The sequence below is a fragment of the Streptomyces sp. NPDC048603 genome (assembly GCF_043199475.1).
Taxonomy (GTDB): Bacteria; Actinomycetota; Actinomycetes; order Streptomycetales; family Streptomycetaceae; genus Streptomyces.
Genome location: NZ_JBICVY010000002.1, coordinates 56,439 through 73,835, shown reverse-complemented (window position 1 = coordinate 73,835; position 17,397 = coordinate 56,439). Strand labels below are relative to the sequence as shown.

The window sequence follows — 17,397 nt, the reverse complement described above, 5'->3', positions numbered from 1 at the left end:
GAGGAGGAGTCCCATCCCATGCCCACCGGTTCTCTCACCCCGCCCACCGGTGAACGGTGTCTGGTCACCGGCCCCGGCGGCTACATCGGCGGCCGGCTCGTCCCCGAACTGCTCGACTCCGGATACCGCGTCCGCTGTCTCGCCCGCACCCCCGCCAACCTCCGCGACCACCCCTGGGCGGACCGCGTCGAGGTGGTCCGCGGTGACGTCACCGACGCCCGGAGCCTGCTCCCCGCGCTGCGGGACGTGCAGGTGGCCTACTACCTGGTGCACTCCATGAACGCGGGGCGCGACTTCGAGGAGAAGGACCGGCTCGCGGCCCGCACCTTCGCCGACGCGGCCCGCGCGGCGGGGGTCCGCCGCCTCGTCTACCTCGGCGGCCTCACCCCCGCCGGCGTCCCCGACCGGGAACTCTCCCCCCACCTGCGCTCCCGGGCCGAGGTCGGCCGCATCCTGCTCGACTCCGGGGTCCCGACCACCGTCCTGCGTGCGGCCGTGGTGATCGGATCCGGCTCGGCGTCCTTCGAGATGCTCCGCTACCTCACCGAACGCCTGCCCGTCATGGTGACCCCGAGCTGGGTCGGCACCCGGGTCCAGCCGATCGCCGTCCGCGACGTCCTGCGCTACCTCGTCGGCAGCGCCCGTATGCCCTCGGAGGTCAGCCGGGCCTTCGACATCGGCGGGCCCGACGTCCTCACCTACCGGCAGATGATGGAGCGCTACGCCGCCGTCGCCCGCCTGCCCCGTCGTCTGATCCTGCCCGTGCCCATGCTGACCCCGCGCCTGTCCAGCCACTGGATCGGCCTGGTCACCCCCGTGCCCGCCGCGCTCGCCCGCCCGCTGGCCGAGTCGCTGCGGTGCGAGGTGGTGTGCGACGGGCACGACATCGCCGCCCACGTGCCCGACCCGCCCGGCACGCCCCTCCCCTTCGACGAGGCCCTCGCCCTCGCCCTGCAGCGCGTACGCGACGCCCAGGTGGTCACCCGGTGGTCCTCGGCCTCCCTGCCCGGAGCCCCCAGCGACCCCCTGCCCACCGACCCCGACTGGGCCGGCGGCAGCCTCTACACCGACGAGCGGGAACAGGAGGTCGCCGCCGGCCCCGCCGCCCTGTGGCGCGTCATCGAGGGGGTCGGCGGTGAGAACGGCTGGTACTCGTTCCCGCTCGCCTGGGCGGTACGCGGCTGGCTGGACCGGTTCGCCGGCGGGGTGGGCCTGCGCCGGGGTCGTCGCGACGCGTCCCGGCTCAGGGTCGGCGACGCCCTGGACTTCTGGCGGGTGGAGGAGATCGAGAGGGGCCGGATGCTCAGGCTGCGCGCCGAGATGCGGCTGCCGGGACTGGCCTGGCTGGAGATGCGCGCAGAGAGCGACGGGAACGGCGGTGCGCGCTACCGGCAGCGGGCCCTGTTCCATCCCCACGGCCTGGCCGGGCACCTCTACTGGTGGAGCGTGGCGCCCTTCCACTCCGTCGTGTTCGGCGGGATGGCCCGCAGGATCGCCCAGACCGCGGAACGGATGCATCCGTGACGGCCCGACGGGCCGAAACCCCGCACAACGCCCGCACCGAAGCAACACGCGGCGGTGCCCGACCCCCGGAGTGGCTCCGTGAACGTCTCGGTCGTCCTGTTCACCTCGGACCTCCGCCTCCACGACCATCCGCCGCTGCGGGCGGCGCTGGCGTCATCGCCCCGGGTCGTACCGCTGTTCGTACGCGACCCGGCCATCGACCGGGCCGGCTTCGCCGCCCCGAACCGGCTCGCCTTCCTCGCCGACTGCCTGACCGACCTCGACACCGCGCTGCGGGAGCGGGGAGGCCGGCTCGTGGTGCGGCACGGCGACACGGTCGCGGAGGTCTGCGCCGTGGCGCGCGCCGCCGACGCCGACGAGGTGCACATGTCGGCCGGGTACAGCGCCTTCGCCCACGACCGGGAGCAGCGGCTGCGCCACGCGCTGGAATCCGAGGGTCGCCGCCTCTACGTCCACGAGGGGGTGCTCACCGCGGTTCCGCCCGGGGAGGTCACGCCCGCCGGCTCCGACCACTTCGCCGTGTTCACCCCGTACCACCGGCGGTGGGCGGCGCGGCCGCTGCGCGCTCCGCTGGCGGCCCCGCGCGCGGTGTCCCTGCCCGACGGTGTCCGGTCCGAGGAGGTCCCCTCCCGGGCGGGTGTCGCCGGCACCGCGGAGGCGCTGGTGACCGGCGGCGAGCGGGCCGGTCGCCGCAGGCTCACCTCCTGGCTGTCCCGCCATGCCGACTCCTACGAGGACGTGCACGACGATCTCGCGGCCGACGCCACCTCCCGCCTCTCCCCGTACCTGCACTTCGGGGCCGTGTCGGCGACCGAGGCCGCGTACCGCGCCCGGTCGCGGGGCGGCCCGGGCGCGGAGGCCTTCCTGCGCCAGCTGTGCTGGCGGGACTTCCACCACCAGGTGCTCAGCGCCCGGCCGGCGGTGGCCTGGGCGGACTACCGGCCGCGGCAGGACCGCTGGCGGCGCGGGAAGCAGGCCGAGGCGGACCTGCGGGCGTGGAAGGAGGGCCGCACCGGATATCCCGTGGTGGACGCCGCCATGCGTCAGCTCCTCCACGAGGGCTGGATGCACAACCGGGGCCGGCTGCTCGTGGCGTCGTTCCTCACCAAGACGCTCTACATCGACTGGCGGGAGGGTGCCCGCCACTTCCTCGACCATCTCGTCGACGCCGACGTCGCCAACAACCAGCTGAACTGGCAGTGGGTGGCGGGCACGGGCACCGACACCCGGCCGAACCGGGTCCTCAACCCCGTTCTGCAGGCCCGGAAGTACGACCCCGCCGGACGCTACGTCCGCCGCTGGGTTCCCGAACTGGAGGGTCTGGAGCCTCCGTTCGTGCACGAGCCGTGGCGGCTCGGCGGCCTGGAGCTCGCCTCCCGGGACTATCCCGACCCGATCGTCACGCTCGCCGAGGGCCTGGAACGCTTCCGGCACGCGCGCGGCCGGGACTGAGCCACCGCCCGGCACCCGGCCGCCCCCCGGCCTCCCCCGGCCGCACTGCCCCTCGCAGCGCCTCAGGGCAAACCTATGCACAAACGATGCGACTTGAAATGACGATTTCGCCCGGCGGAGGCTGAGAGGGCCGGGCGCACCCCGCCCCGGGCATGAGGAGGAATCGTCATGACGGAAGCGCGATCGGCGGGCGCGGTCCTGCCGTCCCCGGGCGAGGCGACCGACGAGGAGATCGGTGCCGGGCTCGCAGCCGGTGACGAACGCTGTCTGGAGCTGGCCTACCTGCGCTGGGGCAGGCTCGTCCACGCGCTGGCGAGCCGCACCATCGGGGACCGCCTGGAGGCCGAGGACGTCACCCAGCAGGTGTTCCTGGCCGCCTGGCGGGGCCGCACCGGCTACCGCCCCGACCGGGGACCGGTGGGGGCCTGGCTGGTCGGCATCGCCCGGTACAAGATCGCCGACGCGCTGTCCGACCGTACCCGCAGGCTGGAACTCGTGGCCGCGGCCACCGACGGAGCGCGGATCCCCGCGGCCCCGGGCGGTGACCCCGACCGGCTCCTCGACCGGGTCGTGGTCACGAACGAACTGGAGCGGCTGCCACGGGCGCAGCGGGACGTCCTGGAACTCGCCTACTTCGGCGACCTGACGCAGGTGCAGATCGCACGGCGGACCGGCATGCCGCTGGGCACCGTGAAGGCCCACTGCCGCCGCGGGCTGCTGCGGCTGCGCGTACGCCTCGCCCCGAGCACGAGGGGGACGTCATGAACCGGCTTGACCGGCCGAACCGGCCGAACCGGCCGAACCGGCCCAGCGTCGGCGTGGTGGGATCGGGCGTCGCCGGCCTGACCGCCGCCCACGTGCTGTCCCGCAGGTACGACGTGGTCCTGTACGAGGCGGACGAGCGGCTCGGCGGCCATGCCCACACCCACGAACCGGCCGGCCGCGCGGGCCGCACCGTCCGGGTCGACACCGGCTTCATCGTCCACAACGAACGCACCTATCCGCATCTGCTGCGCCTCTTCCGCGAGCTGGGTGTGGTCACCCGGGACGCGGAGATGAGCATGTCCGTCCGCTGCGACGGCTGCGGCCTGGAGTACGCCGGTGCCCGCGGCCCGCGCGGCCTCCTCGGCGGCGGCAACCTGCTGCGCGGCCGGCACCTGCGGATGCTCGCCGAGGTCCCGCGCTTCCACCGGGCCGCCCGCCGGCTGCTCGCCTCCGGCGACGACACCGCCACCCTCGGCACCTTCCTGGAACGCGGGGGATTCACCCCGTACTTCACGGGGCACTTCGCCGTCCCGCTGGTCTCCGCGGTCTGGTCGTGCGCCGCGGACGCCGCGCTCGGCTCCCCCGCGGCGTACCTCTTCCGGTTCCTCGACCACCACGGCCTGCTGTCCGTCACCGGATCCCCGCAGTGGAAGACGGTCACCGGCGGTTCCGCCTCCTACGTCGAGAAGGCCGCCAAGGGACTCTCCGCGGTCCGTACGGCGACCCCCGTGCGGGCGGTCGTGCGCGGGGCGGACCGCGCCCGCGTGACCACCGGCGACGGCGACACCACCGAGCACGCGGCGGTGGTCATCGCCGTCCACCCCGACCAGGCGCTGCGCATCCTCGCCGACCCCACCCCCGACGAGCGCAGGCTCCTGGGAGCGTTCACGTACTCCCGCAACCCGACCGTGCTCCACCGGGACCTGTCCGTGCTCCCCGTCTCGCCGCACGCCCGGGCCTGCTGGAACCACCGGATCCCGGCCTGCACGGCACGTCCCGGATCCGTGCAGGTCAGCTATGACATGAACCGTCTCCAGCGGCTCGACACGGACGAACCCCACATCGTCACCCTCAACCCCGGCGACGGCCTCATCGACGAGAGCACGGTCCTCGCCCGCATGGTGTACGAACACCCCGTCCACACCCGCCGGTCCGTCGCCGCCCAGCACGAACTCTCCCGCCTCGCCTCGTCCGTGACGGCGTTCGCCGGCGCCTACCACGGCTGGGGGTTCCACGAGGACGGCTGCCGCTCCGGCGTCGAAGCGGCCCGGTCCCTGGGGGTGCGCTGGTGATCTCTCCTCCCACGGCCCCGGTCCCCTCGCTCTATCCCTGTGAGGTCGTCCACGTCCGCGTCCACCCCGTGCGCCACGCGCTGCGCCGGCGGACCTACCTGTGGCTGGTCGACGTCGACGACCTGCCGCGGCTGCCCCGCGCACTGCGGCCGCTCGCCCGTTTCGAGGCCCGGGACCACTTCGGCGGCGGGGCGCCCAGCCTCCGGGCCGGCCTGGACGCGTTCCTGGCCGCCCGGGGGGTGACGGACGCCGGCGGCCGGGCGCTGATGCTCGCCCACGCCCGCGTGTTCGGCCACGTGTTCAACCCCCTGACCCTGTTCTGGTGCCACGACCGCACCGGCCGCCCGGTGTGTGTCGTGGCCGAGGTGCACAACACCTACGGCGAACGGCACTGCTACCTGCTCCGGCCCGACCCGGACGGACGGGCCGACGTGGCCAAGGAGTTCTACGTATCGCCGTTCTTCGACGTCCGGGGCTCCTACCGGATGCGGCTGCCGCTGCCCGGCGACCGGCTCGACCTGACCGTGCAGCTCCGCCGGGACGACGGCACCCGGCCCCTGACCGCGACGGTCCGCGGCGGGCGCCGGCCGGCCCGGGCGGGTTCCCTGCTCCGGGTAGCGCTGGGGCACCCGTGGTCCACGCTCGCCGTCACCCTCGGCATCCGGTGGCACGGCATCCGCCTGTACCTCAAGGGGCTGCCCGTCCGGCCCCGGCCCGCTCCCCCGACCCGAGAGGGCATGTTGTGACCGCCTCCCCGCCGCCCGTCCCCGCCGCCGGCCCGGCCGTGGCACCCGCCATCGGCTCCACCATCGGCCGGGCCGTCGAGGCAGCCGTCGATCCGGCTGTCGATGCGGCCGTCGACCCGGTGCGCTGGCCCGATGTCGCCCGCCTCCCGCGCGCCTCGGCCTTGCGGACGGCCGTCGCCCGGCGGGTCGTCGGACACGCCCTGGGCGGCCTCCCGTTGCGCGTACGGCACTCCGGGACGGCCGGCGGCATCATCCCCGGACCCACCGGACCCACCGGACCCACCGGACCCACCGGACCCGCCGGACCTGCCGGCCGTCGTGCTCCGGCCTTCCCACCCCCGAGCCTGACCCTGCACGCCCCGGCCGCGTTCCACCGCCGGATCGGCGCGGACGGCCTGATCGGCTTCGGCGAGTCGTACATGGCCGGCGAGTGGGACGCCGACGACCTCGTGGCGGCCCTCACCGTCCTCGCCTCCCACGTCGACGGCCTCGTACCGGCGCCGCTGCGCCGGCTCCGCGGTGCCTGGGTGCACCGGCGCCCCGCCCGCGAGCGCAACACCCCCGCCGGGGCCCGCGACAACGTCCACCGCCACTACGACCTGTCCAACGACCTGTTCGCCCTCTTCCTCGACCCCGGCCTGACCTACTCCTCGGCCGTCTTCGACACGCTCCCCGCCACGCCGGAGGACCTCACGGCCGCCCAGCACCGCAAGATCGACCGGATCCTGGACCTGGCCGGGGCTGGCCCGGGGACGCGCCTGCTGGAGATCGGCACCGGCTGGGGCGAACTGGCCGTCCGCGCCGCGCACCGGGGCGCGGACGTCCTGACCGTCACCCTCTCCGAGGAGCAGCGCGACCTGGCCGTGCGGCGGATCGCCGCCGCGGGGGTGTCCGACCGGGTGACCGTCGAGCTGCGCGACTACCGCCGGATCGAGGGCCGGTTCGACGCGGTCGTCAGCGTGGAGATGATCGAGGCGGTCGGTGCCGAGTACTGGCCGGCGTACTTCGCTGCGCTGCGCCGGCTGCTGGCGCCGGGCGGCAGCGTGGCCCTGCAGGCCATCACCATGCCGCACGAGCGGATGAGGGCCACGGCCCGCACGCACACCTGGATCGGCAAATACGTCTTCCCCGGCGGGCTCATCCCGTCCCGGGAGGCCATCGCCCGCGAGAGCGCCGCGGCCGGTCTGCGCATCACCGACGACACCGGCTACGGCGACCACTACGCCGAGACCCTCCGGCTGTGGCGGGAGAAGTTCCTCCGGGAGTCCGCAGCGGTCGCCGCCCTCGGCTTCGACCGGGTGTTCCGGCGCATGTGGGAGCTGTACCTGGCCTACTCCGAGGCGGGATTCCGCTCCCGGTACCTGGACGTGCGCCAGCTCCGGCTGGTCGCCGACGGCCCCGCAGCGGGAGGTCCGCGATGACCACGATCAGCTGGAGCGCGTTCGCGGTCAATCTGGCCGCCTCGGCCGGAGCGGCCCTCGCGGTGATGCTGGCCACCTTCGCGGTCGCCCTCCGCAAGGGGGTCCACCGGATCGTCGACATCGCCTGGGGCATCGCGTTCGCAGCCGTCGCCCTGGTCGGCTGGGTCCTGTCCGCGGGCCAGGGGGACGACGTCCGCAGGCTCGCCGTCACCCTGGCCACCTGTGTGTGGGGGCTGCGGCTGGCGCTGCACATCGCCCGCCGCGCCCGCGGCCACGGCGAGGACCCCCGCTACGCCAGGATGCTCGCGCGTGCTCCGGGCAGCCCGGCCCGGTACGCGCTGCGCAAGGTCTACCTGCTCCAGGGCGCGCTGGTGTGGCTCGTCTCGCTGCCGGTGCAGGCCGCGGCGTACCTGACCGCCGGTGTCGACGCCCTGCTGGTGCTCGGCCTCGGGCTGTGGGCCGTGGGTGTGGGGTTCGAGGCAGTGGGCGACCACCAGCTCGCGCGGTTCAGGTCCGACCCCGCGAACCGGGGGCGGATCATGGACCGCGGGCTCTGGGCCTGGACCCGGCACCCCAACTACTTCGGCGATTTCCTCGTCTGGTGGGGCCTGTACCTGACGGCGTGCGCGACGTGGGCGACCGCGGCCCTCACCCTCGTCTCGCCGCTGGTGATGACCGGACTGCTGGTCTGGGGAAGCGGAAAGCGGCTCCTGGAGGCCCATATGGCGGGCCGCCCCGGCTACGCCGACTACAAGGCCCGCACCAGCGGGTTCCTGCCCCGGCCGCCACGCCGGGGCCCCTCCTCCGCCGGGCCCTCCGCCAGGCCCTCCGACGGGACCCGGTGAACGCTCAGCCGGCTCGCCCCGGGGCCGGTCCGGCCCCGGGCGGTGCGGCGCAGTGGCGGGCGAGGACGTCGAGGGCCTCGCGCAGCCCGCCGGGGCGGAGCATCCCCCGGGCGAGGGCCCGGGTGCCCCAGCCGGGGCCCGCCAGCAGCACCAGCGGCCGGGTCCGGGCGCCCTTGACCCCGAAGCGGGTGTCCACGACGTGGCGGGCCAGCGCGTGGCTGGCGGTGTCGCGCGACTGGGACCAGAGGACGACGGCGGAGGGGCCCAGCCGCCGCACCGCCGCGTTCAGGGCCTCGGGCGGGACCGCGGCACCCAGCATGCGCGTCGGCGTACCGCTTTCGGCGAGGCCGGCGGCGAGCGCTTCCAGGGGGAGGGTGTGCTGTTCCCCGGGAACGCAGGCCAGCAGCACCGGAGCGGTCTCCCGCCCGCCGGGCGGGGCGTCGCCGACGAGCCGCCGCAGGGCCGTGGAGATGTGCCAGGACAGCAGGTGCTCCACCTCGACGTAACGGTCCTCGGAGGATTCCCACTTGCGGCCCACCGCGTGCAGGGTCGGCGCCATCACCTCCTCCCAGGCGGTCACCAGTCCGTGTGCGGCGACCATCTCCGCCAGCAGCTCGTCCATGGTGGGACTGTCCAGGCGTACGGCGGCCCGGGCCAGGCCCCGGAACTCGTGGCGTACGTCGCCGAGCAGCAGCCCGTTGCCCGATCCCGGGCCTCGGGCCGGTCGCGGGCGGCCCGAGGGGGCTGCCGGTGCGGTACCCGCCGCGGCAGGCCGGCCGGCGCGGGCCAGTGCCACGCCGGCCGCCTCGGCCGGGGGCACACCGGAGGTGGTGAGCCGGCACATGTCCTCCAGCATCGCGATGTCGGCGGGGGCCCACCGGCGGTGCCGTCCGTCCTCCCGCGCCGCCGGGCCGATGCCGTACCTCCGCTCCCAGGACCTGAGCGTGGAGGGCGAGACCCCGAGCCGTCTGGCCACGGCCCCGGTCGTGATGCGGTACGGCGTATCAGTCATGTCACCACCTTGACGAGCACGGACGTTGCGCGTTGCGCGGACGGGGAAGGGCCCGGGACGGGCGACCGCTTCCTCCGGACGGGCTCCGCCCGCTCTTCGGTCAACGGGCCGCTCCCGGATGCGTGACGCGCCCCCGTCACCAGCCGGAGGTCCCGGGCGCGCCCTTGAACGGCCCGGTGATCTCCCCGGTGATCCAGCCACCGTAGAAGCCTCCCGGCTGTGCCCTGACCGGCTCTCCGTCGACCGTGCACGCGTCCACACGATCGGGGTGGAAGGCGAGGTGGCCGGCGATCGGCTCGTAGCCGGGGGCCGGTGCCTCATAGCTCCACGCGGCCCCGGGCACGGGTGGACGGCCGGGGGACCCCCTCAGGTCCCAGTAGGTGGCCGTGCCCTTCCACTCGCAGACGGTGCGGTGCCGCGACGGGGACAGGAGCCCGGTGCGCACGTCCGCGCGCGGAACGTAGAACCCCGGCGGATGGCTGGTCTCCAGCACCCGCAGGCAGCGGCGGGAGTCGGCGAGGACCACTCCCCCGTGCCGCACCACCACGTGCCGGGTATCGGGGTCGATCCGGGGCGGGCGCGGGTAGTCCCACACCGATTCCACTGCCTGCGGGCCCTCCTCTTGGCCCGTCCGGACCAGGAAGGTTCCGTCCGGGTAGCACCAGGCCCAGTCCTCGTCGGGGGCGAGCGAGACCACGACGGGATGGCCGCTCGACACGTGGTGGGCGTACGCGTGACGGCCGCGCGAGCTGTCGCAGCAGCCGATGTGCCCGCACGTCAGGCACCGGCGCAGCCGCACCCAGCTCCAGCCGCGGAGCAGGCACGGCCGGCAGGCATCGGCGGGCGTGCGGAGCGCGTCGGCCGGGTCCGCCGGCAGGTCGAGGTGGGTGCAGGTGCGTCTCTCCGGCTTCCCGCCGTCGGGCGCCGGCTCCCACCGGCTGCGGTCCGTCATCCGTCCTCCTCGCCCCGCCCTGCCCCGCCCCGCCCGGTCCGTTCCCCGCTCATCTCCTCTTCGGCCGGAGCGGAGGAAACGGATGCGGAGGAAGTCGACGGGGAGGGAACGGATGGGGCGGCGGTCAGGCGACCTGGCGGGAGAACGCCTCGTAGGCCGTGTCGTCGAAGAGCACGAAGCGGACCTCCGCCACCGGAGCGGCGGAGGCCGTGCGGACCGTTTCGACGGCGATGCGGGCTCCGTCGTCCATCGGCCAGCCGTAGATGCCGGTGGAGATGGCGGGGAAGGCGACCGACCGGGCGCCCAGATCTGCGGCGACGCGGAGCGATTCGCGGTAGCAGGAGGCGAGGAGCGCACTGCGGTCCTCCTCGCGGGACCAGACCGGCCCGACGGTATGGATCACGTGGTCGGCGTGCAGCCGGCCGGCCGTGGTGGCGACGGCCTGGCCGGTGGGCAGGCCCTTGCCGTACTGCGAGGCGCGCAGGGCCCGGCACGCCTCCAGGATCTCCGGGCCGCCGCGGCGGTGGATGGCCCCGTCGACCCCGCCGCCACCGAGGAGGGAGGAGTTGGCGGCGTTGACGATCGCGTCCGCCTGCTGCTCGGTGATGTCCCCCTGGACGAGGGTGATCCGGACCATCGGGGTCTCCTTCGGTTCAGCGCGCCGACCTGAGCCGGCGCCAGACGGCCTTGGCCGCATTGTGCCCCGACATACCGTGCACTCCGGGGCCCGGCGGGGTGGCGGAGGAGCAGATGAACACGGCCGGGTGTGCCGTCGCGTACGGGAACGCGGTGAGCTTCGGGCGCAGCAGGAGCTGGAGGCCGGAGGCGGCGCCGCAGGCGATGTCGCCGCCGACGTAGTTGGGGTTGCGGGCCGCGAGTTCGGGCGGGCCGGCGGTGGCCCGGGCCAGCACCAGGTCGCGGAATCCGGGGGCGAAGCGCTCCAGCTGGCGTTCGATCGCCTCGGTGAGGTCCCCGTCCCAGCCGTGCGGGACGTGGCCGTACGCCCAGAAGACGTGCTTGCCCTCGGGGGCCCGCGAGGGGTCGACCAGGCTGGGCTGGGCGGTGATCAGGAAGGGGTTGCGGGGGGCGCGGCCGGAGGTCGCGAGCTGCAGGGCGGCGTCGATGTCCCGGGTGTGCGGGCCGATCTGCACGGTGCCGGCCCGGCGCGCCTCGGTGGCGGTCCACGGGACGGGACCGGACAGGGCGTAGTCGATCTTGAAGGCGGCGGCGCCGTACCGGTAGCCGCGGTACGCCTGTCCGAGCCCGGCGATCCTGGCCAGCGCGGTGGGCGAGGTGTCGAAGACGTAGGCGCGGGCCGGCGGGAGGTCATCCAGACGTTTGACCTCGAAGCCGGTGTGGACGATGCCTCCGAGGTCCTTCAGGTAGGCCGTCAGGGCGTCGGGGACGGCCTGCGATCCGCCGCGCGGCATCGGCCAGCCGTTGGCGTGCGCGGCCAGGGCGAAGACCAGGCCGACGGCGCCGGTGGCGATACCGCCGAGCGGGCTGATGACGTGGGCGACGAGCCCGGCGAAGAGGGAGCGGGCCCGGTCCTCGTGGAAGCGGTTCAGCAGCCAGGTGGCGGGCGGCAGACCGGCCAGCCCGAACCGGGCGAGGGTGACCGGGTCCCGGGGCAGGGCGGTGGACGGCAGCGACATGAAGTCCCTGACCAGGGTGTCCCACCGGCCGTGGAAGGGGGCCACGAGGCGGCGGTAGACCCCGGCGTCGCGCGGCCCGAACGAGGCCGCGGTCTCGGCGACGGAACGGGACAGCACCGCGGCCGTGCCGTCGTCGAAGGGGTGCGCCATGGGCAGCGGCGGGTGCAGCCACTCCAGGCCGTACCGGCCGAGCGGCATGGTGGAGAAGACGGGCGAGCCGATGCCGAGGGGGTGCACCGCCGAACAGGGGTCATGGCGGAAGCCCGGCAGGGTCAGTTCCTGCGTACGGGCGCCGCCGCCGACGGTGTCGGCGGCCTCGAAGACCTGTACCGAGAAGCCCCGCCGGGCCAGTTCGACGGCGGCCGTCAGCCCGTTGGGCCCCGCCCCCACGACGACTGCATCGAGAATCGACGGCACCTTGCGCCTCCTTCGTCTCCTTCGGCTGCGCGGCCGAACCGGCCCTCCAGGGTATGGCCGCGGTGCATACCGCAGGGTATTACCGCTCGCCCCGAAGCAGGCCGATGATGCGCCGCGCGGTGGGCTCGTCCCGGGCCACGCTGAACGGCAGGGCGTTGTCCCGGTCGACCCGGAAGGGCTCGTCCGCCACCGTGGTCTGGGCCCCGCCCGCCTCGGCGACCAGCAGCAGTCCGGCCGCGTGGTCCCAGGCCGAGGGCCAGGTGAAGGCCAGTGCGTCGACCTCGCCGCGGGCCACCCTCAGGTACTCCAGACCGGCCGAGCCGCAGGGCCGGGCGGCCACTCCGGGGACGTCCAGCCGGGACAGCACGTTCTTGTCATGTTCGCTGGTGTAGAGGGGGTGCGCCATGGCGACCCGCAACTCGGCGCCCGGCTCGGGGGATCCGCTGCGGATGGCCTCCCCGTTCACGTACGCCCCCTGCCCGCGCACAGCCGTGGCCATGACCTCCAGCGCGGGCGCGTACGTCCAGGAGGCGAGGATCTCGCCGCGCTGCGCGAGCGCCACCAGGGTGCAGAAGGCCGGCTCCCCGTTCACGAACTGGCGGGTGCCGTCGACCGGGTCCACGATCCATACGGGGGCGTCCTCGCGCAGGGCCCCGTAGACGGCGGGGTCGGCGTGCACGGCCTCCTCGCCGACCACCACCGAGCCGGGCAGCAGCTTGGTGAGGGAGGCCGTGAGGTGTTCCTCGGCACTGCGGTCGGCGATGGTCACCAGGTCGTGGGGACCGCTCTTCTCGTCCACCTCGTGCTCGGCGAGCTGCCGGAACCTCGGCATGATCTCGACCGCCGCGGCCTCGCGGACGGCCTCCTCGACATCGGACAGCTGGTGTGCCAGAAACTCATCGATCATGCCGTCCATCTCACCATGCCGGGCCGACATTCCCCACCGGCCCGGGTGGACGGGGGGTGAAGACCGTCACCTTCAGGCCTCGGGCCGGCCATCATGTCCGGGCGGGGACTCATGGGACAGGGCCCGGCACCCGGCTCAGGTTCCGGGGAGGATGCGGCGCGTTTCGTAGGCCCACATCGCGATCTCGACGCGGTTGCGGGCGCCGAGTTTGGCCATCAGGCTGGCCAGATGCGTCTTCACCGTGCTGAGGCTGATGTGCAGTGCATCGGCGATCTCGGTGTTGGTCAGCCCGCGGGCGACGGCAAGGAGCACCTGCTCCTCGCGGGCGGTGACGGGGGAGACCGGCTGGGCCACGGGCCGGCCGGCGGGCAGGTCTGCGAATGCCTGGAGCAGACGGACGGTGACGCTGGGCGCGATGAGCGCCTCACCGTCGGACGCCGACCGTACGGCCTGGGCCAGAAGGTCCGGTCCCGTGTCCTTGAGGAGGAATCCGCGGGCGCCGGCACGCAGTGAGCCGTAGACGTACTCGTCGAGGTCGAACGTGGTGATGACGACCACGGCCAGCGGGTCGGTGACGCCCGGGCCGGCGATCAGCCGGGTGGCCTCGAGTCCGTCGAGTACGGGCATGCGGATGTCGAACAGGCAGACGTCGGGGCGTAGTTCGCGGGCCAGACGTACCGCTTCCCGCCCGTCGGCGGCCTCGCCGACCACCTCGATGCCGGGCTGGGCGTTCAGTATGATCCGCAACCCGGTGCGGATGATCGTCTGGTCGTCAGCGACGAGGACGCGAATGGACACCGCTCTCGCTCCTCGCTCTCGGCAGTTCGGCTTCGACATGCCAGCCCCGGTCGGTAACCGGGCCGGCTCGTAGTGTGCCGCCGAGCAGGGTCGCACGCTCGCGCAGTCCGGTAAGTCCGTATCCGTCGCGACCCCGGCCGGTGCGCCGGCCGTTGTCGCGCACGCTCACCCGTACCGTGTGCCGTTCCGCGGCGACCCGCACGACGAGCTCGGTCGCGTCGACCGCATGGCGCAGCGCGTTGGTCACCGACTCCTGCACGATCCGGTAGACGGCCGCGTCCACGGCCGGGGGCAGCGCCTCCAGTTCGCCGTCGAGCCCCAGGTCGACCCTGAGGCGACCACCCGGGGTGCGCACCAGGCGCTCCAGATCCGCGACTCCGGCAGGGGGCGCCAGCTCGGCGCCGACCCCCCGGTCGCGCAGCGTGGCGACCATGGCGCGCATTTCCTCCAGCGTGCGCGCCCCTTCCTCCTCGACCCCCTCCAGTGCCTCGACGGCGGCGGACGGGTCGGCGCCCGCGAGCACCCGGCCCGCCTGGGCGATGATCACCATGGCCGACACGTGGTGGGCCACCGTGTCGTGCAGTTCCCGGGCGAGCTGCTCGCGCTCGCGGGAGCGCACCTGCTCCAACTGCCGCTCGCGAGCGGTCACCCGGAACCGCACGGCAGCCCCGACCACGCCGGGCAGCAGCAGGAAGGCGAAGCCCACGAGGTTCTCGACGAACGGGGTCTCGTCCGTGACGGAACACAGCGCGCCGGCCACGAGGATCACCGCGCCGCCCAGCACGATCTCGCGTCCCGATCCCCACCGGGGCAGCGCGTACACCAGCACGAGCACGAGCGCGCCGGTGTACAGGCCGACGGGCTCGCGCGCAGCGGCGACGAGCGAGGCCACCTGAAGCAGGATCACCGAGCCGAATGCCAGCGTCACCGTCGCCAGCGGGCGGGTCCGGCGCCACAGGGGCAGCAGGCACAGCCATACGGCGAACACCACCGCCACCGGCCGCCACACGACGTTCTCGCGCAGGGTGGCCTCCAGCGCCACACCGGCAAGGCTCGCGGCGAGCAGCGCCCAGTCCCGCCGCACCCGGGCGGGCGCGTCGGGCGGACGGGCTTCGGTCCACAGGGTTCGCAGGTCGTCTCGGAGCACGGTTCTCAGCCTAGGGACCGCGGCGTGCCGCGCATCGGCCGAAAGGACGGTTCGTCACTCCGCCCCGGGGCCGACGGATCCGCGGCCCGCGAGCCGATGCCGCAGAGCGCCGTGGCGACGAGCCTCGACATCGGCGGCCGTACAAGGACGGCCGGCGAGGTGGTTGGAGGACCCGATGCTCTCGAAAGCCCTGTTGCGCCTGGGCGCAAGCGCCGCCCGCCATCCCTGGCGGGTGATCGCGGCATGGCTGATCGCCGCCACGCTTGCCGTCCTCGCCGCGATCGCCTTCGGCGGGCGGACCGCGGACTCGATGACCGCTCCGGGGCTGGACTCCCAACGGGCCGCGGAACTGATCGAGCGGGCCGGCACCGGCCAGGAGGGGATGACCGCCCAAGTGGTCGTCACCCCCCTCGACGGCGGTGCGACGTTCTTCGACCACGGCAGCGCGCGCACCGCTCTCACGCGGCTGCAGACCGAGGTGAAGCGGCTGCCGCACGTGCTCGGCACGAGCGACCCGGCGGGGGCACTCGACGCACGCGGGGACACCGCCGTGCGCGGCGGCCTTGTCTCGGCCGACGGGCGGATCGCAGTCGTCCGGGTGCAGTATCCCGACCAGAGCCGGCTGTCGGCCGAAGACCTCGACGCCCTCGTCGATCTCGGCGACCGGCTGCGCGCCGAACTGCCCCTGCGCATCGAGATGGGCGGGAGCCTCTTCTACGCCTTCTCCGACCCCGACGGCGGCGTGAGCGAGCTGATCGGCATCCTCGCCGCGGCCGCGATCCTGTTCCTGGCGTTCGGTTCGCTCGTCGCCGCCGCGCTGCCGATCGGCATGGCGGTCTTCGGGCTGACCATCGGAGTTGCCACGATGACGGTACTGGCGGGGGTGACGGACGTCCCGGCCTTCGCCCCCGTCCTGGGCAGCATGGTCGGGCTCGGAGTGGGCATCGACTACGCGCTGTTCGTGCTCGCCAGGCACCGGGAGTACCTCGCGCGCGGGCTCGATCCCCGCGAGGCGGCGGGGCGAGCGGTGGCCACGGCGGGGAGGCCCGTGGTCTTCGCCGGCGTAGTCGTCGTCGTGTCGATCCTCGGCCTGGCGGTCGCGAACGTGCCGTTCATGACGGTGGGCGGGGTTGCCGTCTCGATCGTCGTCCTGACGATGGTGCTCGCCTCGGTGACGCTGCTGCCGGCCTTCCTCGGCGCCGCCGGCCCGCGCCTGGCCCGGGCCGGCCGGATCGGCCGGGCTCTGCAGACCGGGAAGCCGGGCCGACTCGCACGGCGGCGGGACACGGTGGCGGGCGCCGCTCCCGCGGCCGGTTGGCGGCGCTGGATCGGGCACGTCAGCCGGCACCCGGTGCTGTACGCGATCGGCGCGGCGGGGCTGCTGCTGACCGCGACGCTGCCCGTGCTCGGCCTGCGCGTCGGCCTGCCCGACGACGGCTCACTGCCCCACAGCCGTACCGAGCGCCGGGCCTACGACCTCGTCGCCGAGGGGTTCGGCCCGGGCACCAACGGTCCCCTCGTCATCGCCGTGGCCCCCGCCGGTGATCCGGGAGTGCTGGACCGACTCGCCGCAACGGTCGCGGCGGATCCGGGCATCGCATCCGTCGCGCCGACGCACATCGATCAGGCCACCGGCATCGCGACCCTCGTGGTGTTCCCGACCACCAGCCCTCAGGACAAGGCCACGGCCGACACCATCGCCCGGCTGCGCACCGACGTGCTGCCCACGGCGGTCGGGCACGGCCCGGCCAGGGCCCACGTCGGCGGCGCCGCCGCGAGCCTGTCCGATGTGGGCCAACGCACCAGCCAGCGTCTGCCGGCGTTCGTCGCCGCCGTGCTGGCGATGTCGTTCCTGCTGCTGATGCTGGTCTTCCGCTCGGTACTCGTACCGCTCAAGGCGGTACTGCTGAACCTGCTGAGCATCGGCGCGGCCTACGGCATCATGGTCGCGGTCTTCCAGTGGGGCTGGGGAGGCGCACTCATCGGGCTGGAAGCGACGGTTCCGATCGTGTCGTTCATCCCGATGTTCCTCTTCGCCATCCTGTTCGGCCTGTCGATGGACTACGAGGTGTTCCTCCTCTCCCGCGTACGCGAGGAGTACCTGCGCACCGGCGACAACGGCACGGCGATCGTCGAGGGCGTCTCACGCACCGCCCGGATCATCACCTCGGCCGCCCTCATCATGGTGGCGGTCTTCCTGTCCTTCGCCGTCGCCGAGGACCCCTCCACCAAGATGTTCGGGCTCGGCCTGGCCACCGCGATCTTCATCGACGCCACGGTCGTACGCATGGTGCTGGTACCGGCGACCATGACACTCCTCGGCCGGACCAACTGGTGGCTGCCGAAGTGGCTGGACCGGATGCTTCCCCGCGGCCCGGTCGGCACCGACGACACCGACGACGCCGACGCGGAATCCACGGGTGAGACCCCTCGTCCACGGCTGGTTGACCGTTGACTCAACTCC

General features: G+C 74.1%; 15 protein-coding genes. 8 read left to right on the top strand and 7 right to left on the bottom strand.

Features of this window, described 5'->3' with window-relative positions; all coding sequences use genetic code 11:
* Positions 1-18 precede the first annotated feature (18 nt).
* From ACGFQ9_RS04050 to ACGFQ9_RS04020, 7 genes are all read left to right on the top strand, one after another.
* The gene (locus ACGFQ9_RS04050) at positions 19-1,524 is read left to right on the top strand and encodes an SDR family oxidoreductase (RefSeq protein WP_393570958.1); all 1,506 of its coding nucleotides are present in this window, start codon (positions 19-21) and stop codon (positions 1,522-1,524) included.
* Between the two features lie 78 nt (positions 1,525-1,602).
* Positions 1,603-2,976, top strand: coding sequence for a cryptochrome/photolyase family protein (locus ACGFQ9_RS04045; RefSeq protein WP_393570956.1), 1,374 nt, complete (start codon positions 1,603-1,605; stop codon positions 2,974-2,976).
* Positions 2,977-3,144: 168 nt separating this feature from the next.
* Positions 3,145-3,741 carry an RNA polymerase sigma factor gene (locus ACGFQ9_RS04040; RefSeq protein ID WP_393570954.1) on the top strand — a complete coding sequence of 199 codons (597 nt, stop codon included), beginning with the start codon at positions 3,145-3,147 and terminating at the stop codon, positions 3,739-3,741.
* Positions 3,738-5,033, top strand: a complete 1,296-nt coding sequence (locus ACGFQ9_RS04035) for an NAD(P)/FAD-dependent oxidoreductase (protein ID WP_393570952.1) — start codon at positions 3,738-3,740, stop codon at positions 5,031-5,033. Before ACGFQ9_RS04040 ends, ACGFQ9_RS04035 begins: the two co-directional genes overlap by 4 nt.
* A complete protein-coding gene (locus ACGFQ9_RS04030) occupies positions 5,030-5,779 on the top strand; it encodes a DUF1365 domain-containing protein (RefSeq protein WP_393570950.1) in 750 nt (249 codons plus the stop codon). Before ACGFQ9_RS04035 ends, ACGFQ9_RS04030 begins: the two co-directional genes overlap by 4 nt.
* Complete coding sequence (locus tag ACGFQ9_RS04025) at positions 5,776-7,200, top strand: class I SAM-dependent methyltransferase (protein ID WP_393570948.1); 1,425 nt, start codon at positions 5,776-5,778, stop codon at positions 7,198-7,200. Before ACGFQ9_RS04030 ends, ACGFQ9_RS04025 begins: the two co-directional genes overlap by 4 nt.
* Positions 7,197-8,045 (top strand): DUF1295 domain-containing protein, encoded by an 849-nt coding sequence (locus ACGFQ9_RS04020; protein WP_393570946.1) that lies wholly within the window; start codon positions 7,197-7,199, stop codon positions 8,043-8,045. The genes ACGFQ9_RS04025 and ACGFQ9_RS04020 overlap by 4 nt, the downstream gene beginning before the upstream one ends.
* 4 nt (positions 8,046-8,049) lie before the next feature.
* On the opposite strand, the gene ACGFQ9_RS04015 is transcribed toward ACGFQ9_RS04020, so the two are convergent.
* The 7 genes from ACGFQ9_RS04015 to ACGFQ9_RS03985 form a co-directional block, all read right to left on the bottom strand.
* Positions 8,050-9,057: a MerR family transcriptional regulator gene (locus ACGFQ9_RS04015; protein ID WP_393570944.1), complete on the bottom strand. Its 1,008-nt coding sequence runs from the start codon at positions 9,055-9,057 to the stop codon at positions 8,050-8,052.
* A 136-nt stretch (positions 9,058-9,193) separates the two neighbouring features.
* The gene (locus ACGFQ9_RS04010) at positions 9,194-10,009 is read right to left on the bottom strand and encodes a DUF427 domain-containing protein (protein WP_393570942.1); all 816 of its coding nucleotides are present in this window, start codon (positions 10,007-10,009) and stop codon (positions 9,194-9,196) included.
* A gap of 124 nt (positions 10,010-10,133) precedes the next feature.
* A complete protein-coding gene (locus tag ACGFQ9_RS04005; RefSeq protein ID WP_393570940.1) occupies positions 10,134-10,646 on the bottom strand; it encodes an O-acetyl-ADP-ribose deacetylase in 513 nt (170 codons plus the stop codon).
* A 16-nt stretch (positions 10,647-10,662) separates the two neighbouring features.
* Complete coding sequence (locus ACGFQ9_RS04000) at positions 10,663-12,081, bottom strand: phytoene desaturase family protein (RefSeq protein WP_393570938.1); 1,419 nt, start codon at positions 12,079-12,081, stop codon at positions 10,663-10,665.
* A 79-nt stretch (positions 12,082-12,160) separates the two neighbouring features.
* Positions 12,161-12,988, bottom strand: a complete 828-nt coding sequence (locus ACGFQ9_RS03995; RefSeq protein ID WP_393570936.1) for an inositol monophosphatase family protein — start codon at positions 12,986-12,988, stop codon at positions 12,161-12,163.
* Positions 12,989-13,123: 135 nt separating this feature from the next.
* Complete coding sequence (locus ACGFQ9_RS03990) at positions 13,124-13,786, bottom strand: response regulator (RefSeq protein WP_393570934.1); 663 nt, start codon at positions 13,784-13,786, stop codon at positions 13,124-13,126.
* Positions 13,761-14,933: a sensor histidine kinase gene (locus ACGFQ9_RS03985; protein WP_393570932.1), complete on the bottom strand. Its 1,173-nt coding sequence runs from the start codon at positions 14,931-14,933 to the stop codon at positions 13,761-13,763. Before ACGFQ9_RS03985 ends, ACGFQ9_RS03990 begins: the two co-directional genes overlap by 26 nt.
* 175 nt (positions 14,934-15,108) lie before the next feature.
* Between ACGFQ9_RS03985 and ACGFQ9_RS03980 the strand changes: the two genes are divergently transcribed.
* Entirely contained in the window at positions 15,109-17,388 is a 2,280-nt protein-coding gene (locus tag ACGFQ9_RS03980) for an MMPL family transporter (RefSeq protein ID WP_393570930.1), read from the top strand.
* The last annotated feature ends 9 nt before the right edge of the window (positions 17,389-17,397 follow it).